This is a genomic window from Edaphobacter sp., from assembly GCF_035763405.1.
Taxonomy (GTDB): Bacteria; Acidobacteriota; Terriglobia; order Terriglobales; family Acidobacteriaceae; genus Edaphobacter.
The window spans coordinates 18,447-44,118 of record NZ_DASUBE010000049.1; the positions used below are offsets into that span (position 1 = coordinate 18,447).

Annotated in this window: 22 protein-coding genes and 1 tRNA gene; 10 read left to right on the top strand and 13 right to left on the bottom strand. The window is 58.8% G+C overall.

Going from position 1 to position 25,672, the window contains the following annotated elements:
* Positions 1-23: 23 nt before the first annotated feature.
* Positions 24-1,661 (top strand): cytochrome c oxidase subunit I, encoded by a 1,638-nt coding sequence (locus VFU66_RS04735; RefSeq protein ID WP_326445090.1) that lies wholly within the window; start codon positions 24-26, stop codon positions 1,659-1,661.
* Positions 1,662-1,684: 23 nt separating this feature from the next.
* Here VFU66_RS04735 and VFU66_RS04740 read toward each other — a convergent pair whose 3' ends face one another.
* Together VFU66_RS04740 and VFU66_RS04745 are read right to left on the bottom strand one after the other, a co-directional pair.
* The gene (locus tag VFU66_RS04740) at positions 1,685-2,134 is read right to left on the bottom strand and encodes a response regulator (RefSeq protein ID WP_326445091.1); all 450 of its coding nucleotides are present in this window, start codon (positions 2,132-2,134) and stop codon (positions 1,685-1,687) included.
* 643 nt (positions 2,135-2,777) lie between these two features.
* Positions 2,778-3,728, bottom strand: a complete 951-nt coding sequence (locus VFU66_RS04745; protein WP_326445092.1) for a PhzF family protein — start codon at positions 3,726-3,728, stop codon at positions 2,778-2,780.
* A gap of 284 nt (positions 3,729-4,012) precedes the next feature.
* Between VFU66_RS04745 and VFU66_RS04750 the strand changes: the two genes are divergently transcribed.
* A complete protein-coding gene (locus VFU66_RS04750; RefSeq protein WP_326445093.1) occupies positions 4,013-4,669 on the top strand; it encodes a peroxiredoxin in 657 nt (218 codons plus the stop codon).
* A 98-nt stretch (positions 4,670-4,767) separates the two neighbouring features.
* Positions 4,768-4,843, top strand: a tRNA-Cys gene (locus VFU66_RS04755).
* A 21-nt stretch (positions 4,844-4,864) separates the two neighbouring features.
* Here VFU66_RS04755 and VFU66_RS04760 read toward each other — a convergent pair.
* Entirely contained in the window at positions 4,865-6,361 is a 1,497-nt protein-coding gene (locus VFU66_RS04760; RefSeq protein WP_326445094.1) for a sialate O-acetylesterase, read from the bottom strand.
* Positions 6,362-6,484: 123 nt separating this feature from the next.
* Entirely contained in the window at positions 6,485-7,507 is a 1,023-nt protein-coding gene (locus tag VFU66_RS04765) for a YncE family protein (protein WP_326445095.1), read from the bottom strand.
* 218 nt (positions 7,508-7,725) lie between these two features.
* Here VFU66_RS04765 and VFU66_RS04770 point away from each other — a divergent pair, with 218 nt between their 5' ends.
* From VFU66_RS04770 to VFU66_RS04790, 5 genes are all read left to right on the top strand, one after another.
* Positions 7,726-8,406: a winged helix-turn-helix domain-containing protein gene (locus VFU66_RS04770; RefSeq protein WP_326445096.1), complete on the top strand. Its 681-nt coding sequence runs from the start codon at positions 7,726-7,728 to the stop codon at positions 8,404-8,406.
* Complete coding sequence (locus VFU66_RS04775) at positions 8,403-9,851, top strand: sensor histidine kinase (RefSeq protein ID WP_326445097.1); 1,449 nt, start codon at positions 8,403-8,405, stop codon at positions 9,849-9,851. Before VFU66_RS04770 ends, VFU66_RS04775 begins: the two co-directional genes overlap by 4 nt.
* 110 nt (positions 9,852-9,961) lie before the next feature.
* Complete coding sequence (locus VFU66_RS04780; protein WP_326445098.1) at positions 9,962-11,347, top strand: short-chain fatty acid transporter; 1,386 nt, start codon at positions 9,962-9,964, stop codon at positions 11,345-11,347.
* A gap of 138 nt (positions 11,348-11,485) precedes the next feature.
* Positions 11,486-12,016 carry a hypothetical protein gene (locus VFU66_RS04785; protein ID WP_326445099.1) on the top strand — a complete coding sequence of 177 codons (531 nt, stop codon included), beginning with the start codon at positions 11,486-11,488 and terminating at the stop codon, positions 12,014-12,016.
* 500 nt (positions 12,017-12,516) lie between these two features.
* Entirely contained in the window at positions 12,517-12,687 is a 171-nt protein-coding gene (locus tag VFU66_RS04790; protein WP_326445100.1) for a hypothetical protein, read from the top strand.
* Between the two features lie 8 nt (positions 12,688-12,695).
* Here the strand turns inward: VFU66_RS04790 and VFU66_RS04795 are convergent, their stop codons facing one another.
* The 7 genes from VFU66_RS04795 to VFU66_RS04825 form a co-directional block, all read right to left on the bottom strand.
* Positions 12,696-13,640 (bottom strand): rhamnogalacturonan acetylesterase, encoded by a 945-nt coding sequence (locus tag VFU66_RS04795; RefSeq protein WP_326445101.1) that lies wholly within the window; start codon positions 13,638-13,640, stop codon positions 12,696-12,698.
* 57 nt (positions 13,641-13,697) lie between these two features.
* Entirely contained in the window at positions 13,698-17,159 is a 3,462-nt protein-coding gene (locus tag VFU66_RS04800) for a glycosyl hydrolase (protein ID WP_326445102.1), read from the bottom strand.
* 75 nt (positions 17,160-17,234) lie between these two features.
* Positions 17,235-18,536 carry an alpha/beta hydrolase family protein gene (locus VFU66_RS04805; protein ID WP_326445103.1) on the bottom strand — a complete coding sequence of 434 codons (1,302 nt, stop codon included), beginning with the start codon at positions 18,534-18,536 and terminating at the stop codon, positions 17,235-17,237.
* Positions 18,537-18,687: 151 nt separating this feature from the next.
* Complete coding sequence (locus VFU66_RS04810; RefSeq protein ID WP_326445104.1) at positions 18,688-19,998, bottom strand: glycerate kinase type-2 family protein; 1,311 nt, start codon at positions 19,996-19,998, stop codon at positions 18,688-18,690.
* 31 nt (positions 19,999-20,029) lie between these two features.
* Complete coding sequence (locus VFU66_RS04815) at positions 20,030-20,680, bottom strand: CoA transferase subunit B (protein ID WP_326445105.1); 651 nt, start codon at positions 20,678-20,680, stop codon at positions 20,030-20,032.
* Positions 20,677-21,393 (bottom strand): CoA transferase subunit A, encoded by a 717-nt coding sequence (locus VFU66_RS04820; protein WP_326445106.1) that lies wholly within the window; start codon positions 21,391-21,393, stop codon positions 20,677-20,679. Before VFU66_RS04820 ends, VFU66_RS04815 begins: the two co-directional genes overlap by 4 nt.
* Positions 21,394-21,441: 48 nt before the next feature.
* A complete protein-coding gene (locus VFU66_RS04825; protein WP_326445107.1) occupies positions 21,442-22,524 on the bottom strand; it encodes an aldose epimerase family protein in 1,083 nt (360 codons plus the stop codon).
* A 194-nt stretch (positions 22,525-22,718) separates the two neighbouring features.
* Between VFU66_RS04825 and VFU66_RS04830 the strand changes: the two genes are divergently transcribed.
* Positions 22,719-23,942: an SGNH/GDSL hydrolase family protein gene (locus VFU66_RS04830; RefSeq protein ID WP_326445108.1), complete on the top strand. Its 1,224-nt coding sequence runs from the start codon at positions 22,719-22,721 to the stop codon at positions 23,940-23,942.
* Between the two features lie 185 nt (positions 23,943-24,127).
* Here VFU66_RS04830 and VFU66_RS04835 read toward each other — a convergent pair whose 3' ends face one another.
* Positions 24,128-24,895 carry an isocitrate lyase/PEP mutase family protein gene (locus VFU66_RS04835; protein WP_326445109.1) on the bottom strand — a complete coding sequence of 256 codons (768 nt, stop codon included), beginning with the start codon at positions 24,893-24,895 and terminating at the stop codon, positions 24,128-24,130.
* A gap of 93 nt (positions 24,896-24,988) precedes the next feature.
* A complete protein-coding gene (gene ndk / locus VFU66_RS04840) occupies positions 24,989-25,405 on the bottom strand; it encodes a nucleoside-diphosphate kinase (RefSeq protein WP_326445110.1) in 417 nt (138 codons plus the stop codon).
* Between the two features lie 104 nt (positions 25,406-25,509).
* Between ndk and VFU66_RS04845 the strand changes: the two genes are divergently transcribed.
* Positions 25,510-25,671 carry a hypothetical protein gene (locus VFU66_RS04845; protein WP_326445111.1) on the top strand — a complete coding sequence of 54 codons (162 nt, stop codon included), beginning with the start codon at positions 25,510-25,512 and terminating at the stop codon, positions 25,669-25,671.
* Position 25,672 lies beyond the last annotated feature (1 nt).

The window sequence follows — 25,672 nt, forward strand, 5'->3', positions numbered from 1 at the left end:
GACATCACCCAACCGGGGGTGTGATGGCTACTGCGCCAGCCTTAGAACAGTCGATTCCAGCAAGAAACTACCTGAGCGAGAGCTATGGCCTGAAGTCATGGCTGTTGACGCTCGACCATAAACGAATCGCCATCCTTTACATGCTGGCGACAACGTTCTTTTTCTGCATCGGCGGCACGGCTGCAGCGCTGATACGCCTGGAGTTGCTGACTCCCGGCGGCGAACTGGTCGCGGCCGACACATACAACAAGCTGTTTTCGACCCATGGCATCATCATGGTGTTCTTTTTCCTGGTGCCAGTTGCGCCGGCGGTGCTGGGAAACTTTCTAATACCGCTGATGGTTGGCGCAAAAGATGTAGCGTTTCCCCGTCTCAATCTCTTCAGCTGGTATCTGTTCATGCTCGGCGGCTGTTTCGAGTTGTATGTCATGATCGTGGGGGGCGTGGACACAGGATGGACGTTCACCACTCCGCTGAGCACGCATTATCTGAGCACCCACGTGGTCGGCGCCGCGATGGGGATATTTATCGCGGGCTTCTCATCCATTCTGACCGGGGTCAACTTCATCGTCACCATTCACCGGATGCGTGCGCCCGGCCTGACATGGTTCCGCCTGCCACTGTTCATCTGGTCGTACTACGCCACCTCGATCATCTTTGTGCTTGCCACTCCCGTGATTGCAATCACGCTTGTGCTGGTCGTCCTTGAGCGCACGATCGGCATCGGCGTCTTCGATCCAAAACTGGGAGGCGACCCGCTTCTGTTTCAACACCTGTTCTGGTTTTATTCTCACCCGGCGGTCTACGTAATGATTCTGCCGGGAATGGGTGTGCTGTCGGAAGTGGTCGCGTGCTTTTGCAGAAAGCGCGTGTTCGGCTATACCGCGGTCGCGTTTTCGTCAGTCGCGATTGCGCTGTTCAGCTTCTTCGTCTGGGCCCATCACATGTTCATCATGGGTATCTCGAACTATTCGGCGCTGGTGTTTTCGCTGTTCAGCATGTTGGTCGCGATACCTTCTGCAATCAAAGTCTTCAACTGGTCCGCGACCATGCACAAAGGCTCGATCACGTTTGCCACGCCCATGTTGTACGCGTTGGGATTTATCGGACTCTTCACGCTGGGCGGCCTGACCGGGGTGATGCTCGCCACGCTGGGCATGGACATTCACCTAACGGAGACGTACTTCATCGTGGCCCACTTCCATTACGTGATGGTTGGCGGCATGGTGAGCGCCTACATGGCGGGTCTGCACTTCTGGTGGCCCAAGATGACAGGCAGAATGTATCCGGAGCCGATGGGGAAGCTGGCTGCCGCCATTTTGTTCATTGGCTTCAACCTGACCTTCTTCCCGCAATTTATTCTTGGCTACCTGGGGATGCCGCGACGCTATCACACCTATCCGCCGGAGTTTCAGGTGCTGAACGTCCTCTCCACGGCGGGCGCATCCGTACTCGCACTTGGCTATATTCTTCCTGCGATCTATCTCATCTGGTCACTGAAATACGGTAAGGTCGCGGGTGCGAATCCGTGGCGCGCGACTGGGCTCGAGTGGCAGATACAATCGCCTCCGCTTACGGAGAATTTCGTTGAAGTCCCCACTGTGACCGAAGAAGCCTACGACTATGCCAAAATAGATCGCCCGCTGGAAGTTGTGCAGTGAACAACATCTACATCGCGACAGCTTTATGATGCAGCGGCCTGCGCATAGGCTGCGGCCTCAGGCTTCTGTGTCAGGGACGAAGGAATAACCTTCTTCGGGCCGCGCTTACGCGCCACCAGGACGCGGATGCGCTCGATCATCTCGGCAGATGAACAGGCGCCTTTGGGCAGAAAGACGTCGGCGTGAAGCGCGCGGTCGTAAGCATTGACTGTGCCGGAGACGATCATCGACGGCAGGCCGGGGTGGAGTTGTTTGGCGCGGCGCACCAGTTCGTTACCGTCCATCTGGGGCATGATGAGGTCCGCGAGAAGAAGGTCGATTGACCCGGGCACGGACCGTTCAACCACTTCGAGAGCATCGTGCGCGCCCGTCGCTGCGATGACGCGGTAGCCTCGCGTCTCAAGCAGAAAGGTGCGGACAGAGAGTGCCTGCTCGTTGGCGTCTACGCAGAGAATGGTCTTCTTGGGCCTCATTGATTGCTCGCTTCTCCACGACGCTTGCCGGATCGTGGCGGGATTGGCCGGACCGGTTGGTGCCGGACTGGCGCAGTTCACGTCTATCCCGCGGTTCGGCCGGCGAGTGGGTTCTCCGGCGCATGGTGGGTCGTCTGTTCCGAAAGGGCATAGACGTGAGAGACAAGCCTCTCCTGTCCGCTCCCAGGCGGGAACAGCTCCACCGGTGACGGCGCACATGGCAGCCGGACCGCGGGGTACGAGAGATGACCTCTGCCGTTGCAGGTTGCCATGCGACCCCGTAGCGCAGGGGAAACCCGCCTGCCGCCGATACAGCGTGGCCAGGTTCCGGAACAAAAAGAAACCGGCCCGGCTGCGTATGCGGGCAGCGAAGGTTGCGCTTGGAGCGGCGTCTGCGGGCAGCCGGACGTCTCTCTACTCAAATTGTAGGTAATACTGGCGAAAGCACATCGTTCCGGCGACAGGGCAACGAGACTGCCGAGCCGTCGTCAACGCTTGCCAAGAGTATGAAGAGTTGCCGCAAATGGCAACGGCGAATTTAGGGCGAAGATGCACCAAATTAGAGCTTGCTCATCCACCGCTGATTGAGAACGGCGCGAATTCATTGGAGATTCATAATCCGCGCCTGTTGAAATCGCGTGCATCACTGCAGGAAAAATCGTCCGTTTGCAACGGGAATGGTGCGACCTCCCACGCACACTTTTGTGACCTGGTCGTCTTCGAGTGTCGCACTTACGTGAATGCGGCTGGGTCTGCGCATTTCAATTCCCTGTTCGATGATGGTTGTCTGGCCGCTCGCAGCGAGTCCATGACGCACCAGCCAGGAGATTGCGCAGCCGGAGGCGGAACCGGTGGCGGGATCTTCTCCGTTGTAAAACTGCATTCTCGCGTGCCAGTCGGCGCCTGAGTCGCGTGCAGCCCGCGTGATGCAGTGAAAGAATTTTGCGTCACTCCGTTCGATGTACGCGCGAGCAGCGTGCTGCGGGATGGCGAGGCGTGCCGCAACATCAAGCGACTTCAACGGCACAATGCAGAACGGCATTCCCGTCGAAACGGTTTGCGCCGGAAGATGAGGATCGAGGTCGTCGATGGTGAGACCGAGCGCAGCGGCGAGCGCGACGCGGTTGTCATGCACATTACCGAAGACCGCATCGTTCTGCCTCATGGTAGCGAAGACGCCTGGCTCCTCTGGTTGCGGAGGAAGGAAGCGAACAGGAATGGGGCCGACGGGAAGATCGAGCGTAATTTCTTCTACTCCTCGTAGCGTGGGGTGGTTCCAATAGAGCCATGATGCGGTGCCAAGTGTCGGGTGTCCGGCGAAGCGCAGTTCCTCGGCGACGGTGAAGATGCGAACCTGAACGCCGCGTTCGCGCTCAGTTGCGGTATCGCGCGGCAGGATGAACGTAGTCTCCGAGAGGTTGATCTCGCGCGCGAGCGACTGCATCTCTTCGGTCGAGAGGCCGCGCGCATCGCTGAAGACGGCAAGCTGATTGCCTTCGAGCGGCCGCTCCGCGAAAACATCAACCAGTGCATAGTCATAAGCCTGGTGCGCACAGAACTGCGCGGAAGCAGCAGATTCGGCAGTATTTGACATGAAAGCTCCCGGGACGTATGGTTTTAGGTACACCGCAATGGGGCAAACTGCTTCCATGCTAGCCAAAGGCTGGCTGCGGTACAAAGATTCAGCCATGACGATGACGCTCAACACGAACACCACGACCTGCTTCTGTTGCTGTAGCGGGACGTGGGCGCGCGTCTGAGCGAATCCGAGCTGGCAGTTTTCGATTCGAGCAGTACAGGACCCACCCAGAGAGATGCCGGGTGGGTTTTTTATGTCGTGTGAAGTGATACCAAAGACCGAAGAAAGAGGAAGCTGATATGTCATTGCGCATAAACGATGTAGCACCTGATTTCACCGCAGATACGACCCAGGGACCGATCCATTTTCATGAGTGGATTGGAGATGGATGGGCGATCCTGTTCTCGCACCCGAAGGACTTCACTCCCGTGTGCACGACCGAGCTGGGCACGATGGCCGGGCTGGAGCCTGAGTTCAAGAAGCGCGGCACCAAGATTCTGGGCCTGAGCGTGGATCCAGTTGAGAGCCACTCGAAATGGGCCAAGGACATCGAGGACGTCACCGGCCACAAGGTGGGCTACCCGATGATCGGCGACCCGGAGCTGAAGGTTGCCAAGCTGTACGACATGCTGCCAGCCGATGCAGGCAACACGTCCGAGGGCCGCACTCCGGCCAACAACGCCGCTGTCCGCACCGTGTTCATCATCGGACCGGACAAGCAGATCAAGCTGCAACTCATCTACCCGATGAGCACGGGCCGCAACTTCAATGAGATTCTGCGCGCGCTGGACTCGATCCAGTTGACCGCGAAGCACAAGGTCTCGACCCCTGCGAACTGGAACGTGGGCGACGACATCATCATCTCGGGCGCGGTCTCAAACGAGGACGCGGCGAAGCTCTTCCCCGGCTTCAAGACGGTGAAGCCGTACATCCGCACCGCTGCGCAACCGAAGTAGGTAGAATCAAAATGAACGGGCCTGTTCTTCGCCTTGTAGCGCAAGGACAGGCCTGCCAAGTCTACTGATGACCGCTGGTGGGCGGCCTTCGACGACGGGCACCGATGGCGAAGTGGCTAACGCGCTGGTCTGCAAAACCAGTATTCGTGGGTTCGATTCCCACTCGGTGCTCCAACTTCCTCTCCACAAGATTGCTTAGAATGCGGGCGCGGCTTCCGAGGTAAACGTGCCGGCAGGCAGGCCAGCCGCATTGTAAAGCGACCCCTTCGCCGCATTGTCCCACGCATAACGAACATACACCGGTCGCTCAACACCCGAGGCTGAGACGACTACGGTTTCACCATCAATTTTTGCGGTCGCGGCAACGAACTTGTGGTCTGCGCCAGCAATCTCGAAGTCATTCAACGTTCCACGCGAGGTCAGCCCCTGGGCGTGATCGAACCATACACGCAGCGCGCCGGGTTCGCGTGTCACCTGCCGGAACGATGGTGACTGGTACGCAACTTTCTCTCCGTAAACCATCGCACGCGCCGCCAGCGCCATCCGCGCACCGACCGTCTGCTTGTCGGATGGATGAACGTTGTTCGGATTGCCTACGTCAATCGTGACCGCCATGGCCGTGTTGCGCAGCGAGAGTGCGCGGCGCTGCGCATCGCGGACGACGCCCCAATACTCCTTCGGAGAGATGAACGACGAGATCTGTGCGTAGAGAAACGGCAGGTCGCCCTGAGCAAAGTGCTCGCGCCAGTCGGAGATGAGCGCAGGAAACAGCACGGAATAGTTCAGGTAGCGATCCACGCCGCTGTTCGTCTCGCCCTGATACCAGAGGAAGCCCTTGATCGTGTACGGCGTCAGCGGCGCAATCATGCCGTTATAGAGCGCCGCCGGCCGCCATGAGATCTGGTTCGGGTGCCAGTCTCTGATCGAGACAGGCTTACCGGCGGCTTTGGCCGCCTTGTCCAGCACATCCAGCTCCTGACTGCGCACCTCCTCATCGGCAAAGATGGCGCGCGCGTGAAATGCGGGAAGAAGATTTGCGTCCGTGCCAAGCATGTCCATCGAGACCCATGAGTCCGCAGGCGTGCCACCCCACGTAGAGTCGATCAGGCCCACGGGGACGTCTTCCTTCTCGGAGATCTCGCGGCCAAAGAAGTAGGCTACGGCTGAAAAATCCGCGGCAGTCTCGGGAGTACACGCCGTCCAGCTCGCGTTGACATCGGCCTGCGGATAATCCGCGCCAGTATCCGGCACGCGCAGCAGGCGGATCTTCGCGTGGTTTGCGTGGGCAATCTCCTCTGCTCCGTTGCGAAGCGGAGCGTTGCTGAAACCTCTGAGCGGGAACTGCATGTTGCTCTGCCCGGAGGCGAGCCACACGTCGCCTACCAGGATGTCGCTGCGCGTGAGCGTCGCGCCGTCGCCTTCGACCGTGAGCGTGTACGGGCCGCCTGCTGTCTCAGGCATCAGCCACGCGCTCCACTCGCCCGCCTCATCGGCCACGGCCGTGCGTGTCTGCTTGTCGAAGCGGATGGTGACGCGCGCATTCGGTGTAGCCCAACCCCAGATGTGAATCGGCGCGTTGCGCTCGAAGACGGCATGGTCGCTGAGTATCTGCGGGAGTCTGACTTCGGCGTAGAGAACTGAAGAAAGCGATAAAGCAAACAGGACAGCTCTCGCAAAACAACGGCTAATCATCAGACAGCGTCTCCTTGTAGACAGAATGCATCGATCTGTTTCGATCGAGACAAATATCTCAACAAGGATAACGCGGTCGACTGCGGATGGGGTCAGCTAAAACGAATCAATACAATATCCGAGCTACTTCACATCAAAAACCAGCACCTTGGCAACGGCCTTGGTTTCTCCAGGAGAAGCGGCGAGGAAGAGGCGATGCTGACGAGGCAGCAGCAGTCCTGTCTTTGCTCCAGGAGCCGTCGGGACCTTCTCAATCAGCTTCAGATGATTGGCGTCGGATGTATCGTAGATACCCATCCACCCTTCGCCGCCTGGGACGTAGAGCAGATGCGCGGAAGCATCGTACTGCACCTGGTCGGCGCGGAGCGGTGCAGGCTGAGTGCCGATGAGATGTCCATCGTCGGAACTCAGAACAACCACCTTGCCCGGCGCACGACAGACGACATACAACCGGTGTTGCTGCGGGTCGAGTGCGACCATCGCATTCTGCTGTGCCTCCGGCACAGGCCAAACTGCCAGAACCTTCATCGCCTTGCGATCGACCACGGCCAGCTTATTTGTCTGAGTAAGGTTGATGTACAGCTTGTTACTGGTCGGATCGATGTCGAACGCTTCAACATGATTGTCGTGGAAGACAACTGAGCCCAGCTTCGCGCCAGTGTCCGGGTTGATCGCATCAAGCTCCGCAGTCTGCATGTTGACATCTTTGCCGCCCGTAACGATGTAGTAGACGTTCGCAGCTCTGTCATACATCGCTGAGTCGGCCCCTGGCGTCAGCACAATCTTCTTCTCAATCGCCAGCGTATTGGCGTCGCGTATCGTGGACATCTGCGACCCGCTATCGGTGATAATCACGGTTTTCGATCCCGGACGCGCAAGGATGGAATGAGGCGCCCCGAAGCCTGCGATCGTCCTGAGATGCGCAAGGGTTCTCAGGTCGAACACCTCAACCGTTGCGTGGTCTTCTGCGGCAAGCAGAAGCCGGCCGCGATCAGCGTCTACGGCAAAGTGGTCGAAGTCGCCCGTATAGCCCGCCAAAGGGATGGACTTCACGAGTTTGACCGATGGAGTTACCTGGCCCCCGGCAAGGCTGAGTCCAGCGGTGAACAGTGTCAGGAGGGCGATTGTTTGGCGCAAAGTTGTCATGTCTCTTCCTTTGAAAGGTACAGAACACTACGTTGCGTTTGCGCCGTGAGCTCGGTTTGAAGCCTCGATAAAAAAGTATTTATAATCGCGGGCTACAAAGGTCGGAGAATGTACGGTTTTTCATTTAAGCTTCAGCTTTGCTTCATTCCACCGGACGGGAATAACTTTATGAGCACAGCGCAGATCGCACCCGATGCCTGTCGCAAGGCCAAGACACTATGCGTATCCTGATGCTTGAAGACGAGCCCAAGCTCTCCGCGTTCGTGAAGCGAGGGCTGGTTGCTGAACGCTACGCAGTGGACGTCATCTCCGACGGACTGGGTGGGCTTGAATACGCCGAAACATTTCCGTATGACCTGATCATTCTTGACCTGATGCTGCCTGGTCTTTCCGGAGAAGAGTTCCTCATGCGCGTGCGCAGGCGCAACTCATTCGTGCCGGTGCTTGTGTTGACCGCGCGCGACACGGTCCAGGAGAAGGTGAAGCTCTTCGATCTAGGAGCGGACGATTACCTCACCAAGCCGTTCGCATTCGCAGAACTGATGGTCCGCGTGAAGGCGCTTCTGAGGCGGGGGCCAGTGAACCGCTCCAGCACGCTCCGCGTAGGCGACCTGGAACTGGACCGCCTGACGCAGCAGGTCAAGCGCGGTTCCCGGCGCATCGACCTCACGGCCAAGGAATATTCGTTACTCGAATATTTGATGCAGAACCCGGAACGGGTGCTCTCGCGCAACATGATCATCGAGCACGTCTGGGATCAGAGCTTCGACGGGATTACGAACATCGTGGACGTATACGTTCGCCACTTGCGCAGCAAAGTCGATGACGGCTTCAACCTTAAGTTAATCCGCACTATCCGCGGTACCGGCTACATGATCCGCGGCACACAGGAAGCATGAAATTCGTCTCGCTCCGATTTCGCGTAACTGCCTGGTCAGCCGGCTTTCTCGCCATCGCACTGACCATCTCAAGCATCGCTGTTTACGTAGGCGTGCGGCAGTTCCTCACCCTCTCCGTGCAACGAACACTGCGATCCATGTCGCTGAGCATCGAGACGATGTTCCTCTCTCAGTGGGGGCGTAAGGGCGAATCGTGGGCGGTGGGTGAAACGCGAGAGAGCTTTTCCGGCAGCGCTGATTATTTTGTCCGCATTCTTCATGCCGGAACCGAAGCTTATCGTTCCACCGACCTTCGTGACTCGGCGCTGAAAATCGCTTCCGTCTCTCTTCCAGCAGATGACTTTCAGGGCTTCTCGCGGTTCCGTACAAACTCCGGCGTCGATGTGCTGGAGTATGTTGATCACTACACTGCGCCCGATGGAGAAAAGTTCGTCGTCATCACCGGCGCAGCGCTGAATGCGATGAACCGCGTTTTGCATAGTCTCTTTCTGGTGCTCCTTGCTGTCTGCCCGTGTGTGCTATTCCTTGCCGCGCTAGCAGGGTATGTCCTCTTTACAAGGCCTTTGAAACCCGTTTCCGTGCTGACGGAACAAGCAGAGAACATCGGGCGCGGGCACATGGGCGAACGGCTACCGGTACCCGCCACGGGCGATGAACTGCAACGCCTTGCCAATTCGCTCAACCGTATGATCGACCGGCTTGAAGAGGCGCTCGACCACAACCATCGCTTCTCTGCCGACGCCTCGCACGAACTGCGAACGCCGCTCACCATTATTCGCGGCGAACTTGAACAGGCGATTCAGGAGCCTGGGTTAACCGTCGCCGCAATGGATGGAATCGGCAGCGCACTGGAGGAGATCGATCGCATGTCGCAGATTGTCCAGAGCCTGATGGCTGTTGCGTACCTGGACAGCGGAGAGCAAATGGAAACCGTCTCTGTGCAACTTGACCGGCTTGCCGCAAGTACCATCGAGCAGATGCAGCTGTTGGCCGAGGAGCGCGACCTCACTCTCGTCGGAGAATCGATGGATTGCGTCGTAGTCAACGGCAACCCGACCCGGCTGAAACAGGTGATCGTTAACCTGGTAGATAATGCGATGAAGTACAACCAGTCTGGAGGCACGGTGCGGGTCTGTGTGATGGCTCGGGGAAATCATGCGGTGCTACAGGTGGCTGACAACGGACCTGGCATCCCCGAAACGTCGCTTCCCTTCATCTTTGACCGCTTCTATCGCGCGGACAAAGCGCGCTCGCGCAGCACCGGCGGCATGGGTCTTGGGCTTTCCATCGTAAAGGCAATCTGCAACGCGCATAACGCCGACATCTCCGTTACGAGCAGCGAGGGCAGCGGGACAGTCGTCACCGTTGAATTTCCGCTGGCACAGGCAATAAGCGCCGCACCATTTGTCTATGCGCACGCAAATAGTCAGGCTCCGCGTCTATAGACAATCCCTATGAATCGAACTTCATGCATGGTTCAGGTTCCGCAAGGCACCGACCGTCTACTATTCCGCGTACAGGCAATGGTCTGAACTGTGGCATATCAGGAGCGAACATGATCGACATGGTCGAAGCATCCCACGATGCAGAGCAAACGCTGCTGGGGCGTATTACCTCGACGTTTGTTTTTCTGTTCGAGAAGATCATGCCGGACCCATATATCTTCGCGGTCCTGCTAACGTTTCTTGGGGCCGCACTGGCATGGAAGTTTGCACCCAACGCAACACCTTCGACCATTGTCAGCGCCTGGTACGGAGGAGTTTTCACCATCTTCACCTTTGCTTTTCAGATGGTGATCATGTTGGTCGCAGGCTACGCACTTGCAACCTCACCCATCATTCATAGATGCCTTGCCAAACTGGCCGGTACAGCCACGACGCCGATGTCCGCCATCTCATTGACCCTGCTGGTTGGCATGGTGGCCTCATGGTTGAACTGGGGACTTGGTCTGGTAACGGCAGCTCTGCTGGCACGTGAGGTCGCCAAGCGCGTGCGCGTGGACTTCGGATGGCTGGTCGCCGCGGCATACAGCGGGTTTGTCATCTCGACGGAAGGGCTCTCCGGCTCGATCCTGCTCTCGCAAGCCACGCACGGCTCTACGCTCAATATTGTCGAAAAGGTGACAGGCCGCGGCTTACCGCTTACTGAGACCGTCTTCACCAAAACCAATCTCCTCCCCATCGCTTTTCTGTTGGTCGTCCTTCCAATTACCTTTCGTTATCTCGGCCCAAAGGCCGAGCGCTCAGTGTATGCGGACCCAGAGAGACTGCGGGCGGAGGACCAGCTACGAAGTACGGCAGAAACCCGAAAGACCCCGGGAGCAAAGCTCGACAATGCATGGGTTCTCAATATTGCTCTTGCTGCATTCGGCTTCTTCGCCGTCGCTGTAGACCTACACCATACGGGTGGCGCAATCGACCTGAACCTCGTCATCATGGTGTTGTTTCTACTGGGGCTGATTTTGCACTGGAGACCACTGGCTTACATTACGGCCATCAAACATGCAGCTCGCATCTCCGGCCCACTGATTTTGCAGTATCCACTCTACGGCGGCTTGATGGGCATTATGACAACCACTGGTCTGGCGGCTGTCCTGTCAAAGATATTTATCCGGTTGTCTTCGGCGCATACACTGCCGTTTTATACGTATCTGACTTCCCTGGTCATTACGCTTTTTGTGCCTTCCGGCGGCGGACATTGGGCAGTCCAGGGACCATTTGCAGTACCGGCTGCACAACATCTTCATGCTTCTCTGGCCGGAACAACTCTTGCCGTTGCCATGGGAGAGTCTGTGGCGAATATGTTGCAGCCGTTCTTCGCTCTGCCGATTCTGGCCATCGCGGGAATTACGATGCGACGCATGATGGGTTTTATGGTGATTACATTCCTGATCTCGCTGGCAACCTTTGGCCTGACTCTGCTGGTTCTGCTGCCCAGGTAATTGACCACGATACGGAATTCGATGCAGAAGAGATGGGCAAACTCGGGTGGGACGGCCCGAAGTGAGAAAGAACAAGACTTCATCTTTGCTTCAAACCTCTCTCATACCCGCATACGATAGTGGCTTCCGGAGGGACTGATGAAACCAATTCACCATATTGTTTTAACGTCGTCGCTGTTCTGCGCATTTAGCCTGGGACTTGTATCACAGACGACGCGCACAGAAGCCGTCGCAGGGATGCGCAAAGTCGAAGCAAGGGAGATGGATCCTGCTTATACCAGCCCTGCCCCGTTCGCGCAGAAGCTTGTAGATGAGGCATTGGCAAAGCACCCAGAAGTCATTCTGTTGGCCATTCATGCAACACCACCGGGGCACAGGAATGTAATCATCGCTTCCAACTTCGGACGCATCGGGAAGCTTGGCGATGAAGACGACATGCGCTGTATTCACACGGGAAAGCCGAACCTTGAGGTCCCGCCCAAGGGAGACCGCTTTGAGGTCGAGTTTGCACTTAAGGACCGTTCGAACAAAACGATTGGGGCCGTTGGAGTTGTTTTCAACTACAAGGCGGGTGACGACAAATCCTCGTTGGAAGACATCGCAAACTCGATTGGCTCTGAGATGCGGGCGCAACTGCCTGATGCGTCTGCTTTGTTCAAACGCTCGTGATCACTCCCTGGAGCGCGTCACGCACGCGCCCCAGGGCCTTCAATGCTCCGTTCTACATTCCACCCGTGGATGAACATAAGCCTTGCACGGTTCGCTCAACAAGAGGATGGTTGCCCACGGCCACATTGCTTGCCGTCGCTTTGCCCGGATTGCAGACGCAGAGTTATAAGGCAGTTGACGAAGATTCACTATCCGAGATGGATGCGGATGGTATCGCGATGGATACAGCGGGAAGACGCTTGGCGTGGCCTGTAACAATCGCATCGCGATTCTGAATACAGACACCGGAATTCCGCAGAGAATGGTTCTCTTTAGGGCAGCAACAGATGTTCTTCTGATTTCAGATGCCATAAAGGGCACACAGGCGTAACAATGGGCTTCGCCACGAGCGGCGATAAACTCATCGCGTTTTCACCATCTGATACGAGGACGCTCGGAACAAATAGGGTACTACTGCAAAGAGTTCCTCGCCGTGCTACGAGTACTTCTCAAACACAGTGGTGGCAGCGAATACTGACTGGGCGATGTCGGATGAGTTCATTGCACGTGCGCGGTATGCGCTGCTTTCGGTTGACAACCGCGCGTTCGACAATCTCACTGAGCAACGCCACGCTCCGATCGACGCAGTGCTGCTGTGGTCATCAGTCGTTGATCGGAGCGCCTGCAAGTAACTTCTCTCTTACTTCGCCACGAGAGCATTCCCCTTCGCTGAAAAGTCTTCCGCCACGGGATCATGTGGCAACGCCTTCAATCCCTCGACGACAACCTCTGCATTCAGTTCAGCGCCCGCCCATGATGTGTGGGTGTGCGGGTCAGCGAAGAGTGGCTCAACCGCGGCTTCGCCCATCGCATCGTACCGGTCCGCGATGCGCTTGTTCAGGTCAATGAGTCCAACCTTCTCTTCAGCCGCTACCTCGCGCGCCCATCCGGCGTAGGTATTGTCGTTGCGAACAATTTTTCCGTCCTTCCATATCTTTCTCGGAATGAGTGTGCAGATGATTGGCGTCACGCCTTTCGCCTTTGCGTCATCCACATACTTGCGCAAATACCAGCCGTAGGTATGGACGGTCTCGTGCATCTTCAGAACCGGGTTGTCCACTTCCTTCGTCTCGTCGCCCGTGCCGGGGATGGAACCACGCGCGCGGGCCGGGTCGTCGAGCGGGCCGCCATCGTTGTGGCCAAACTGAATCAGCACGACATCGCCCGGTTTCATCATCGCAAGGTCTTCAGCCCAATGTCCTTCAGTGATGAAGTTGCGACTGCTCAGCCCACCAATGGCGCGGTTGACCACGTTGATCTTCGACGGATCAAAGAACGAAACCAGCGGCTCGCCCCATCCCCACTGCCCTCCTGCACCATCGCCGTGCCCGTTGCGCACCGTCGAATCGCCAACAAGCCACAGCGTCGGCAGCTTCGGATTCGCCGGTACAGGCAAATGCAGACGGGCCTCCTGCGCGTGCAAACGCTCGCTGAGCGCAGGGTCCGTATTGATTGCAGCAGACTTCACCTGAGTTGCCTGAGCCTCCTGCGCCATCGCGGGGTGAGATGCAAGAAGGATTCCTGCACAAATCGTAGTCCCCAGGGCCGTGCTGACGATGCGCAGTGTGTTGTTCAAGATGTTCATCACTCATTTACCTTTCATCGTTGATTCATGACCGCGTACTCGTCACGAACAAGCCAGCTAGTTCTGATTTGTCACAGCAATGATCCTGACCGGCCCCATGAGCCCGGAGTCGAGCGGTTGCTGCGGCAGGATGGAAAAACCTCCCATGTGCGCGCCTCCAATCCGCGGAGACAAGCCATCGTTGCGCCAGTCGGGTACAGTCGCTGGCGGAACGGACGGTGGTTGCGGCCGGGCGCTGGGCGTCGCTGGACGACGCGCAAAGACAGGCGGCCCGGACGCGAGGATGCGCTTGTCCGGCGGCAGCAGACGATCGCCAATCAGCCGGTTCGTCCACTCATTCGTCACGGCAATGCGCAGTTCGTTCGTCCCAGGCTTCAGCGTCTCCGTCACATCGATTCGATACGGCGGCTTCCACAACGTTCCCAGGTCCTTTCCATTCAGCCGCACCTGCGCCAGATCTCCCACCTCCCCTAGATCGAGCACGAATCGTCTTCCTTTCGCCATTGCCGGAACACGAAAGGCTTTGGTGTAGATGGCCGTTCCGGAGAAATACTTCACCCCCTCGCGCGCATCCCCGGTCCACGAGCGCAGCTTCTCCATCGAGATAACGCCGGACGGAGCCCCCAGACCGGGTTCGAAACCGACGCTCCATGGACCAGCCACACTCAACACCGAAGTGCTCACCGGCGGATTGAGCATGCGTGTCGCTGTTTCCGTCTTCTGGCGGAAGACCACAAAGACCGACTCGCGAGCACTCAGATGCAGAGGAACAGAAGTCACACCTTCGCCGAAGCGATAGCTAATTGGCTCCATCGCGCCGGTATCTGGATGCCAAAGCTCTGCAGCCTTTCCGCTGACGCGAAACCGTGCCACAACATCTTCGGCGGCATCCTTCTCGTTGACGACAAAGTACAGGTCCGCATCGCCCGCGCGGCGATGAATCCACGCGATATTGTGATCGAGCAGTGCACCGGCATCGAAGTCGCGTCGGACATCGAGCTTTGCCAGCACCGCATCAAGCGACTCTCCCCACACCACCATGCCCTTGCCGAACTGTTGTTGCGTCTTCGTGACGCCATCGGTGTCTCCCCACAGATCGCTCGTTAGCGCGTGCATATCCGCCTGCGAGTAGCTGGCCAGGCTTGGTGACGATACCGGGCGCGGGCCAACGACCGTCGCTCCTGCTTCCACCAGATCGTGAATCTTCCGCAGCACATCGGGAGTCATCCATCGCGTTGGAGGCAGTACCAGCGCACGATAGCTCATGCCATCCGGCAACGTAATCCGGCCATCATCCGCAACGGAGATGCCGTGCAGCAGCACATCCGTGTTGACGTAGTCGTAGTTGTAGCCCGCGGGCGGAGCAGGCAGTAGTCCCGCGCCCCAGAATGGCATCGTCGAAGGCGCGCCCTCCGGCAGCAGATAGGCCAGATCGGCAACATAGCGTCCCTGCTGCAACAGGAACGAGGTGCGCGCGATGTAGGTCATCAACGGGGCTGCTTCTTCGGCCCACGTGATGTTGCGATTGATGTGTGTACCCACCATCGTGTTGCCGGGCTTCGAGTCCGTTGGCTGCTGAGCGGAAGTGTGAAACACCAGCCGGTTGATTCCCTGCGCAAACCAGTAGTCGGCAACCTTCTTGAGCGTGTAGGGCGACTCGTAGCCTCCCCCGGTGAAGGCCTCGGCCGCAATGATTGGCTTGCCGTATACGTGACCGGCTGAAGCAGCGCCGCGCACATCGACGTAGTACATCGACTCCGGATGCAGTGCATGGACCCAGAACTCCGCCATCGGAACGTCGATGTGGCTTTTGTTAAGCAGCGTGTCTTCAGGGATCTCCAACGCCACACCTGACGCTTCCGCGTAAGACCCCATGCCATGCTGCTTCAGTTCCTGCTCCATCGTGCCGTAGAAATCGTCGGCAAACAAATCGGCCAGCGTGCGGCGAAAGTCCCATAGAAAGCGGTCGCTGAGGTCATTACTGCCGACAACATGCCCAGCCAGCACAGGAAGGTACGGCGTTGGATCGTAACCGCGGCGCCGCCGGAACTCCGCGATCATGTCGTCGGTCCAGTTCTGCATTCCGGCTTCCCAACTGTCCATGGTCATGTAGCGCAATTCGCTGCCCGCGAGCGGCCCCAGGCCCTTCAGAATCGGGTCCATATAACCGTCGAAGTATCGCTTCACATACTGCGCGTTCAGCTTGTCTACCTCGTAACCTGCTCCTGATGCAACCGCCGGATGGTTTGTCGCTCCGGTCAGCGCATAGCCCATACGCAGCACCGTCCAGCGTCCGGCAGGCGCGTCCCAGTCGAGCGTGCCGTCCTTCGCCATCTTTGCAGTCAGGTCGATTACGCTGCCACGATCAATCTCTGCGTTCGGGTCGGAAGGTGGTGTTGGAACAACGTCGTACACATCCATGAGGCTGCCAAAGGAACCCTTATCTTCCCATCGATTCACGCGTGCGTCCGAGTAAAGCATCGCCTCAGTGATCGTGAACTCCGGAGCGGGCAACACCGGGCCGCCTTCAATCACAGCGGCCGGCCGCAAAGGTGCGCCTGACAACTCCACGCGAAAGAAACGCGCCGTCGTCGAAGGAAATGCAAATGTGCGCACCTGCGCACCGTGATAACCCTGCGGGCCGGGCATCACTGCAAGGGGGCGGAAGCTCTTGCCATCGTTGCTTGCAAGGATGCGGCCTACAGGAATGCCTCCGTGACTTCCGAGCGAGAGCGCGCGCGCCGTGAAGGGCTGTGCGAACTCAAACTGCAACCACGCCGGTGAGCCGTCGGCTGGCGCACGCACCGTCACCGACGTATTCAGGTTGTCATCCATCAAAGGTGTTGCGTCAATCGGGCCTTCGTTCGTCGTCACCCTCGGATGCAGACTCGCCACATCCGCTGCATCCGGCGGCGTGCGATAGGCTACCACGACGCTGTCCCGGTAGAACGATGGAGGCTGCGCAGCACCCGCTCCGCGACGCGCTCCGCCTACGCTCAAATCTCGAATCGGCCCTTCGTTCGACGGCGGCATCGGAAGTACCGCGTGAATCTTTCGCGCTCCCTCGAAAGTTGTTTCGCTCCACACCAGCCGCTTCATCGCCTCTTCCGGCTTGACCCACGGGCCACCCGCTTCGCTCCAGCCCGGCGAGCTGAAGATGGACATCTCCAGCCCGAGCCGCTTGCCCTCTTCCGCTGCATGACGCACCGCGCCGTACCACTCCGGCGTGCCGAAGTAGATCTTCTTGTCAACCGTCTGTCCACCGCCGGCGGACACATCGACCAGTTGAAATCCCCCGATGCCCACGCGGTGCATCCATTCAAGGTCTTTCGTGATGCCATCGAGCGTGACATTACCGTTGGTCCAATGCCACCAGGTACGCGGCTTGGCTGAATCAGGCGGATGCGCAAATCCCTGCTCCAGCACATCGTGAGGCGTCTGCTGCTGCGCGGGACACGACAGCACACCCGCAATCGTCCACACTGCTACGGGCACAATCAAGCTCCGCCACTTCGTCATGGCCTCTCTCCCGACTGAATTTGTACTTGCGCAAAGTGCAATCGCGGCCAACACTGAGCCGCTGCAATCCAGCAGCTACTGTCCCGGCTTCAGATGCATCTTCATAAAGTCCAGGTAGATGTTCCAGTCAGAGGGCACCATGCCATGCCCGCCCTCGTGCATGAAGTAGCCCAGATCGTGCAGAATGGGTGTCCCCGCAGGCGGCCACTGGTCGGTGTCGAGTCCATCCTTGCCCAGCAGTTTGTACACCGGTCCAGCCGCAACCTCGGCAAGAAACTCGCCCTTCGGGTCGGACCAGTAATCCTTGTTGCCAGTCTGCAACAGCAGAGGACGTGGAGCGATCAGCGCGACCAGCATGTTCGCATCCACGGGCAACTGGTCTACATGCTGCGCGTACTTCGCATAGTTGCGCGCGAACTGATACGGATAGCGCGTAGGCGCGGTAAGATGCGCAATCGTCTCACCGTAGTCTCGTCTGCTCAATGCGGCCCCGCCCTCACCCGAACAACTCGCAATCACCATGGCAAAGCGCGTGTCGTGCGCGCCAGCCCACATCACCGTCTTACCCAGCCGCGAGATGCCTGTAATCGCTACGCGCTTCGCATCGACATCTTTGTCCGTCTCCAGATAATCCATCGCGCGGCTCATGCCCCATGCCCATGCAGCAATCGAACCCCACGCATCCGGCGCGCGCTCCGTCTGCCCCGGCTTCATGTAAAGAGCACGCACGCCATAAGGAAGCCCCTCGGGATCGTCCGGATCAACATCGCCGTAGTAGAACGTGGCTACGCCAAAGCCCGCATCCAGCAAGGGCAAGACATTCATCCTGCCAAAGCCTCTGCCCTTCACTGCCGGAACGCGCTTATGCAGCTTCGGGTTCCACACCTCGCCAGGCTTCACTCCCGGATCGTCTACCGTGTTTGAGTTCGCAGTAAACGAGATGTTCAGCAGCAGGGGAACCGGTTTGTGCGCGGCAGTCGGGACATAGACCAGCAGGTCCATCTTCGGTCCAGTCTTGTCTTTTGAAAAATAGATCGTCACCTGCTTGCGAATGGCCTTGCCATCAAACGCGGGCGTCCCCTTATCGAAAACGTCGAAGCTCATGTCCTTCGGCCGGCCCGGGCTGCGGCCATACTGGTTTTCTTCAAACAGCTTCACAATCTCGGGACGCCGCTTGCTGTACCAGGTCTTCGCATCGCGCACTGGCTTGCCGTTCTCCAGTACCAGCGGATCGGGCAGCGTATATGTGCCTACCTTCGCCTCGTCGTAGTTCACCGGAATCCCCGCAACGACAGCAGCTGGCGGCTTCTCAGCACGTGCAGGCGGCGGGGCCTGCGCAAAACCTGCTGCTGAAAACGCCGAGGTGGATAGAACCAAAAATGCCGTTACGCATGAGTTGATCGATCGCATAAGCCGCTTTCCCGCAGACATTGCTGCGCTTAAATTCCAATGGGTAACTTATTTCCCAAATATAGATGGGAGATTTTTACGCTGCCATCTGCACCGGTGTCAAGGCATCCCGTCAGCCTTAGGGCGCAAGCAGCACCCGCAGATCCCTCAGATTGTTGCCTGTCGGCCCGGTTGTCATCGTGTCTCCAAGCCGCGAGAGCAGCGTGTACGAGTCGAACTCCGCGAGTGCCTTCCCTACAGGAAATCTCACTGCTGCTGCACGCTCCACTGTTGTGCTATCCACCACGGCACCGACGGCATCGCTGTTGCCATCGATGCCGTCGCTTCCTCCGCTCAGCACCGTAATTGCCTCTCCCGTAATCTGCTCAGCGCAAAGCAGGGCGAAGTGCTGATTGCGTCCGCCCTTTCCAGCAGCACCGGCAGGCACGCGAACCGTAACTTCGCCAGCCGAGATCAGGCACGCCTTGCCGCGTTCGCGTCGCATCTCTCTTACCCGGCGCAGCAGATGCGAAGCCGCGCGTTCAGCAGGCCAGTCGTCGCAAGTGTTGTCCACCTCCACATGCCACCCAAGCTCTCTGGCGCGCATGGCAGCTGCATTTTCAAGCCACATGCTGTCCAGCAGCACGCTCCACTGCGAACACGCGAAGGCCGCATCGCCAGGCTTTGGCGTTTCGACCAATGCATCCGTTGTCAACATTGCCGTGACCGCAGCAGGCAGAGCCGCGCACAGGTCGTACTTCTCCACAATGCGCTCGACATCGAACGTTGTACTGCGGTCCGGCATCGTCGGCCCCGACGAGAGCGCGTCCAGTTCTCCCGCCGGGACATCCGAGACGAAGATCGTCACCTGCTCGGCCGGTGCCGCTGCCGCAGCGAGCCTGCCACCCTTCACGGCCGAGAGATGCTTGCGGACCGCATTGATCTCAGCAATCGGAGCGCCGCTTTCCACCAGCGCACGGTGTGTTGCGGCAATCGTGTCCAGCGAAGTGGTCAGAAGAAATCGCTCGACCATCGCGGAGCCGCCGCCGCTTATCAGAAAAACGACAAGGTCACGCTCGGTCAGTGCATGAAGCGTTCGCAGCATATCCTCCGCAGCAGCTAGCGACGCCTCATTCGGACGAGGATGCCCGCCGTAATATTCTCGAAACCGTGCAGGCAACGGCCCTGCACCCCCCTGCCCTGCAACGATGCCCTCGAACCGCTCCGCATCCGTGCTGGCCTGCCGGAGAAATGCAGACGTCATCGACCCGGCAGCTTTGCCAATCGTAATCAGAGCCAGACGCTCGTACTCGCCCAACCTGTAGCTTTGCTCGCCAACCTCCATGACACCGTTGCCAAAGCGCACATGCCGCTCCATCGCCGGACCAACGCGCGATGCTTCGAGTGCATACAGAAAGATGTCCAGCGCGTCTTCACGTGCCCCTTGCATATCGTCCAGTTTGTACCTCAACGAAACATGACTACGCCATGATGCGCATATCGGGAGCAACCCGGAATGACGCCTCCGTGCGCGACCGCACATCGTCAACGGAGACCCCCTCGGCAATCTCCGTCAGCAACAAGCCCTCGGATGTTACGCGGAACCAGCCAAACTCCGTCACAATGTCATGTACAACTCGCCTTCCAGTCAAAGGCAGCGTGCATTGCTTCAGAATCTTCGCTCCGCCGTCTTTCGTCTGGTGTTCCATAGCGACGACTACGCGCCGCGCGCCCGCCACCAGGTCCATCGCGCCACCCATGCCCTTCACCATCTTGCCGGGAATTGTCCAGTTCGCCAGATCGCCCTGCTCATCGACCTGCATGGCGCCGAGTACGCTCAGGTCCATGTGTCCCCCGCGAATCATCGCAAACGACTCGTGGCTCGCAAAGAATGCGCAACCCGGCAGCTTCGTCACCGGCTGCTTGCCTGCGTTGACCAGGTCGGGGTCAGCCTCGCCCTCGGCAGGCGGAGGCCCAACACCTAGCATTCCATTCTCCGACTGAAACATCACGTTCACACCTGCAGGTACGTAGGCCGCAATCATCGTCGGCAGGCCAATGCCCAGGTTGACGTAGAAGCCGTCCTTGACCTCGCGCGCAATCCGCCGCGCGATGCGCTCTTTGCCGCTCATGCCCCGCCTCGTGCTTGATTCAATGCCTGGATAAACTTCGACTCGATGGGCTTCACATACTTCTCACCCTGAATGATACGGTCTACATAAATTCCCGGCGTGACGATGCGATCCGGATCAAGTTCACCCGGCTCGACCAGTTCCTCAACTTCGGCGATCGTCAGGTCGGCGGCAGTCGCCATCGCCGGATTGAAGTTCCTGGCCGTCATGCGATAGACGAGGTTGCCGTAGCGGTCGCCGCGCCATGCCTTGATCAGCGCGGCATCGGCGCGCAGTGCCTGCTCCAGCACATACGTTCTGTCGCCGAACGTTCGCGTCTCTTTCCCATCGGCAACCACCGTCCCGAGACCGGTCGGAGTATAGAACGCCGGAATCCCCGCACCACCCGCTCGAATTCGCTCAGCGAGCGTCCCCTGCGGAACCAGCGTCAGGTCCAGTTGATTGTTGAGCACGAGCTGTTCGAGCCTGCGGTTCTCGCCCACATAGCTGCCAATGTGCGAGACGATCATTCCGGCTTCGAGCATCAATCCCATGCCGAAGCCATCCACGCCCATGTTGTTGCTGATGGTATGGAGCCCCGTGATGCGCCGCTTCACCAGCGCCGCAATCAGGTTCTCCGGAATCCCGCACAACCCGAAGCCGCCCAGCATGATCGTCGAGCCGGGGGCAATGTCGGCAACCGCTTCATCGGCAGAGTGAACAACCTTATTCATCCCGAAGAGTCCTTGCGCGGCGCAACCGAAGCTGCGCCGCGCAACACCTTACTTCGCGCGGGTAGAAAAAGTAAAGGTGGTCGTGCTGTGCCTCGTGATTCCCGGCATCAACTCCGTGGAAGGAAAGTTGGCATGGTTCGGCGAATCGGGGAAGTGCTGCGTTTCCAGGCACAGCGCACCATTCTTCGGATACCCCTGCTGGTCCTTTCCATACTTCGAGCCATTCAGGAAGTTGCCTGTGTAGAACTGCACGCCCGGCTCGGTCGTCGTCACGGTCAGCACGCGGCCGCTCGTCGGGTCGTAGACACGCGCCGCAGTCTTCATCTCGCCCGTCTTGCCGCGCAGCACCCAGTTGAAGTCATACCCTCCAGCAATCTTCAACTGCGCATTATCGTCGTTGATGCGCGCGCCAATCACGGTCGGCTTGCGGAAGTCGAATGGCGTTCCTTCGACCGGAGCAAGCATGCCGGTCGGAATCAAGCCCGAATCCACGGGCGTGAACTGATCGGCAGGAATCATCAACTCTTCATCGAGGATCGTCCCCTGGTCGCCGGCCAGATTGAAGTACGAGTGGTTCGTCAGGTTCACGACCGTCGGCTTGTCGGAAGAGACGCTATAGTCAATGCGCAGCGCGTCGTGATGCACGGTGTAGCGCACATGCGCCGTCAGCGTGCCGGGAAAACCCTGATCGCCGTCCGGGCTGACCAGCGTCATCTCGACGCCGCCGGGAATCTCCTTGCCCTGCCACACCAGCTTGTCGAAGCCCACCGTACCGCCATGCAGCGCATTGATGCCGTGATCATTCTTCGGCACCTGGTAGGTCTTGCCGCCGATGCGGAACTGGCCGTGCGCAATGCGGTTGCCATAGCGTCCAACGATCGCGCCGAAGTACGTGTTTGAGCCCTTCGCATCGTCCAGATAGCCGTCGAGTCCGTGGTAGCCCAGCACCACATCCGCCATCTTTCCATTGCGGTCCGGCGTCTCAATCGAAACCACGCGCGCGCCATATGTCATAATCCGCGCCTCGATGCCCTCCGCCTTCAACGTGTAGATGTCCACGTTCTTACCATCAGGAGTGGTGCCAAAGTGCGCCTTCGTTACGGAACCTTGTGCTGCAATCACGGTAGTCATGCTAAGAAGCATAACCTGTAGCCATCGCATCGTCATGTTTTCCTCTGTCCTTTTCGGCATTTCTTCGCGCGGCGCTAACGCGCTTCACTGCCGGATTGCGCGCGAAAGAGCTTCCCCGCCACTATACGTCAACTGTAAGCCCAGGCCGAAAACGTATACCATGGTGCATCGAAATTATCGCCATAAGGATGGACATGAGCCTGCGTTCAAGAACCCTTCCCTGCCTTGCACTTCTACTTCTCAGCCTCTTCTGCTTCAATCCCGGCCTCTTCGCCGCCTCGCAGCCTGACCACTGGGTCGGCACCTGGGCCACCTCGCCGGTCGCACTGCGCAACAGCGCCGACAAATTCGGCTCAGCCGACACTACCTTCCGCGAGATCGTTCACATCTCGGTCGGAGGCCCATCGGTGCGCATCATCGTCACCAACGAGTTCGGCCTTGATCCGCTCACCATCGGCGCGGCCAGCATTGCGCCCAGCAAAGGCGGCGACGCCATCGACACGGCCAGCCCTCTCACCTTCAGCGGACGCGCCTCCATCACCATTCCTCCCGGCGCGCTGGCCGTCAGCGATCCCGTCAGCCTGAAAGTCACCGCGCTCAGCGATCTCGCCATCAGCCTCTTTGTGCCGCAACAGCCCATGCGCCAGGTCTCGCTGCACACCTTCGCCGACCAGACCAGCTTTGTAGCTCCAGGCAACGCTGTCAGCGACAAGACACTTGAGTCCAACGAAAAAATCTACTCGTGGCCGTTCCTCAAAGGCGTTGACGTGATGGCACGCGCGAAGAGCGCAGCCATCGTGGCCTTCGGCGACAGCATCACCGACGGAGCGCACAGCACCCGCGACGGCAACGACCGCTGGCCCGATGTGCTCGCCCGCCGCCTGCAGGCCGATAAGAAGACCGCCGACCTCGGCGTGCTGAATGAAGGCATCGGCGGCAACCGCGTCCTGCACGACAACACTGGCCCCAGCGCGCTGGCACGCTTCGACCGCGACGTACTTGCGCAGGCCGGCGTCAAGTACCTCGTCATCCTTGAAAGCATCAACGACATTGGCCACGCCGAGGACCCGCACCGACCCTACGACGTTGTCAGCGCCGACGACCTCATCGCCGGGCTGACCCAACTTGCTATCCGCGCGCACACTCACGGCATCAAAGTCTTCGGCGCAACGCTCACTCCATATATGGGCTGCGGCTACTCCTCACCCGCCGGAGAAAAGATGCGCGAGGCCGTCAACCAGTGGATTCGCACCACGAACGTGCTTGACGGCTTCATCGACTTCGACAAAGTCACGCAGGACGCAGCAAACCCGCAGGTCTTCTCTGAGGCCGCAGGATCGAGCGATCATCTCCACCCAGGCGACTCCGGCTACAACCTGATGGGCGACTCCATCGACCTGAAGCTCTTCACCAAATAGACACGCTTTGAACGAGCACGGGGTAGGAGCAAGAAACTCCTGCCTCGTAGTCATTGCCTGTATCTTTTTTGCATTTCCATTCCGCACTCTGAGCGAAGTCGAAGAAATCTGCAGCTTCTCCTGTATCGGCGCAACTGCGCGGTGCCCATCCATCGCGGTTTCATACGATGGGTGGGCACCGCTCTTCAATTTCGCGCCGGTATCCGGCCTTCCTCAATCAGCATCTTTGCCGCCTGATCGAACCCCTTCCACGCCGCAGCCGCCAGTCCGCCGCCAATGCTCACCCTCCGTACTCCGGCAGCAGCCAACTCCGCGACTCGCATCTCCGGACGAATGAGCAATACGTTCACGGGCTTCGGCGCGACGGCGGTCACAATCTCACGAATCGCAGCAATGTCGTTGACGCCCGGAGCATACAGGCAATCCGCACCCGCTTCGGCATACGCAGTTAGCCGGGCAATCGTCCTATCCAGTTGAGTGTGGCCAATCAAAAATCCTTCTGTGCGCGCCACCAGCAGAACGTCATCACCCGATCCATCAATCGCCTCTCGCGCCGCGCGAATCCGCTCGATCGCCAGGGCAGGCTCGTAAAGCTCGCTGCCGGTGCGATCTTCAATCGAAAGCCCAGCCACACCGGTCTCCACCGCAAGCAAAACATTCGCCGACACGCCCGTCGGGTCGTCCGCAAACCCCGCTTCAAAATCAGCATTCACCGGCAGGTCCGTCGCCGCGCAGAGCGTCCGCAGGTGTGCCAGCACCTCGTCCCGCAACAAGTCCCCATCCTCGCGCCCCATCGACCACGCAGCACCGGAGCTGGTCGAAGCCAGCGCCTTGAACCCCATCCGCGCCAGCCGCACCGCGCTGCCCACGTCCCAGGGATTCGGCAGCACAAAGCACCCTTCACGATGCAGCGCCCGAAACGCCGCACGTTTTGCCACAACATCAACCGCCATCGATGCCTCCCACGAAATCACAACAGGGGCAGACATGAAGTTGACCGTAAGGACCAACCGCCATGACCGCCCCTGTTTATCTACTACTCAGAGCTACTTCAGTTCGTAACCCGCGAAGAAGTACCCGATCTCAAACGCCGCGGTGTCCTCGGCGTCCGAACCGTGAATCGCGTTCTCGCCAATCGACGCCGCAAACTTCTTGCGGATCGTCCCTTCCTCGGCCTGTGCCGGGTTGGTCGCGCCCATCAGCTTGCGCAGGTCGGCGATGGCGTTTTCCTTCTCCAGAACCATCGGAAAGATGGGCCCGCTTGACATGAACTCAGTCAGTTCTCCGAAAAACGGCCGCGCCGCGTGAACGTGATAGAAGCCCTCGGCCTGCGCCTTTGAGATGGAAGCCCGTTTGATGGCAACGATCCTAAACCCCGCCTTTTCAATCTCTGCGAGGATGGCCCCGGCATGGCCCTTCCGGACCGCATCCGGCTTAATGATGCTGAATGTGCGTTGTGACAACGTATGTCTCCCTGTAAGAATCTTTCTTACTAGTGTAGAACAATGACCCTTAAGTGGCCTTTCCCACTTGCCCGGGCCGTTCTACGGTGGGGACAGGCAGGCTGATGCGCAAGACGCTTTGGATATGGTTCGTGGGCTGCGCGGCATGGCTGGTCGATGGCTTCATCAGCCTTCGCTACCATGACCAGCTTCATGCTCGCCTGGCCTTCTGCGTAGCCATGGTCTTCCTCGCCGCCGGGTTCTTCTACCGCACCCAGCGCCGCTGAT

What these genes read in the sequence shown, in the direction of transcription:
- VFU66_RS04735 (WP_326445090.1), top strand. Translation starts at nt 24, where the DNA reads ATGGCTACTGCGCCAGCCTTAGAACAGTCGATTCCAGCAAGAAACTAC.
- VFU66_RS04740 (WP_326445091.1), bottom strand. Translation starts at nt 2,134, where the DNA reads ATGAGGCCCAAGAAGACCATTCTCTGCGTAGACGCCAACGAGCAGGCA.
- VFU66_RS04745 (WP_326445092.1), bottom strand. Translation starts at nt 3,728, where the DNA reads ATGTCAAATACTGCCGAATCTGCTGCTTCCGCGCAGTTCTGTGCGCAC.
- VFU66_RS04750 (WP_326445093.1), top strand. Translation starts at nt 4,013, where the DNA reads ATGTCATTGCGCATAAACGATGTAGCACCTGATTTCACCGCAGATACG.
- VFU66_RS04760 (WP_326445094.1), bottom strand. Translation starts at nt 6,361, where the DNA reads ATGATTAGCCGTTGTTTTGCGAGAGCTGTCCTGTTTGCTTTATCGCTT.
- VFU66_RS04765 (WP_326445095.1), bottom strand. Translation starts at nt 7,507, where the DNA reads ATGACAACTTTGCGCCAAACAATCGCCCTCCTGACACTGTTCACCGCT.
- VFU66_RS04770 (WP_326445096.1), top strand. Translation starts at nt 7,726, where the DNA reads ATGCGTATCCTGATGCTTGAAGACGAGCCCAAGCTCTCCGCGTTCGTG.
- VFU66_RS04775 (WP_326445097.1), top strand. Translation starts at nt 8,403, where the DNA reads ATGAAATTCGTCTCGCTCCGATTTCGCGTAACTGCCTGGTCAGCCGGC.
- VFU66_RS04780 (WP_326445098.1), top strand. Translation starts at nt 9,962, where the DNA reads ATGATCGACATGGTCGAAGCATCCCACGATGCAGAGCAAACGCTGCTG.
- VFU66_RS04785 (WP_326445099.1), top strand. Translation starts at nt 11,486, where the DNA reads ATGAAACCAATTCACCATATTGTTTTAACGTCGTCGCTGTTCTGCGCA.
- VFU66_RS04795 (WP_326445101.1), bottom strand. Translation starts at nt 13,640, where the DNA reads ATGAACATCTTGAACAACACACTGCGCATCGTCAGCACGGCCCTGGGG.
- VFU66_RS04800 (WP_326445102.1), bottom strand. Translation starts at nt 17,159, where the DNA reads ATGACGAAGTGGCGGAGCTTGATTGTGCCCGTAGCAGTGTGGACGATT.
- VFU66_RS04810 (WP_326445104.1), bottom strand. Translation starts at nt 19,998, where the DNA reads ATGCAAGGGGCACGTGAAGACGCGCTGGACATCTTTCTGTATGCACTC.
- VFU66_RS04815 (WP_326445105.1), bottom strand. Translation starts at nt 20,680, where the DNA reads ATGAGCGGCAAAGAGCGCATCGCGCGGCGGATTGCGCGCGAGGTCAAG.
- VFU66_RS04820 (WP_326445106.1), bottom strand. Translation starts at nt 21,393, where the DNA reads ATGAATAAGGTTGTTCACTCTGCCGATGAAGCGGTTGCCGACATTGCC.
- VFU66_RS04825 (WP_326445107.1), bottom strand. Translation starts at nt 22,524, where the DNA reads ATGACTACCGTGATTGCAGCACAAGGTTCCGTAACGAAGGCGCACTTT.
- VFU66_RS04830 (WP_326445108.1), top strand. Translation starts at nt 22,719, where the DNA reads ATGAGCCTGCGTTCAAGAACCCTTCCCTGCCTTGCACTTCTACTTCTC.
- VFU66_RS04835 (WP_326445109.1), bottom strand. Translation starts at nt 24,895, where the DNA reads ATGGCGGTTGATGTTGTGGCAAAACGTGCGGCGTTTCGGGCGCTGCAT.
- VFU66_RS04845 (WP_326445111.1), top strand. Translation starts at nt 25,510, where the DNA reads ATGCGCAAGACGCTTTGGATATGGTTCGTGGGCTGCGCGGCATGGCTG.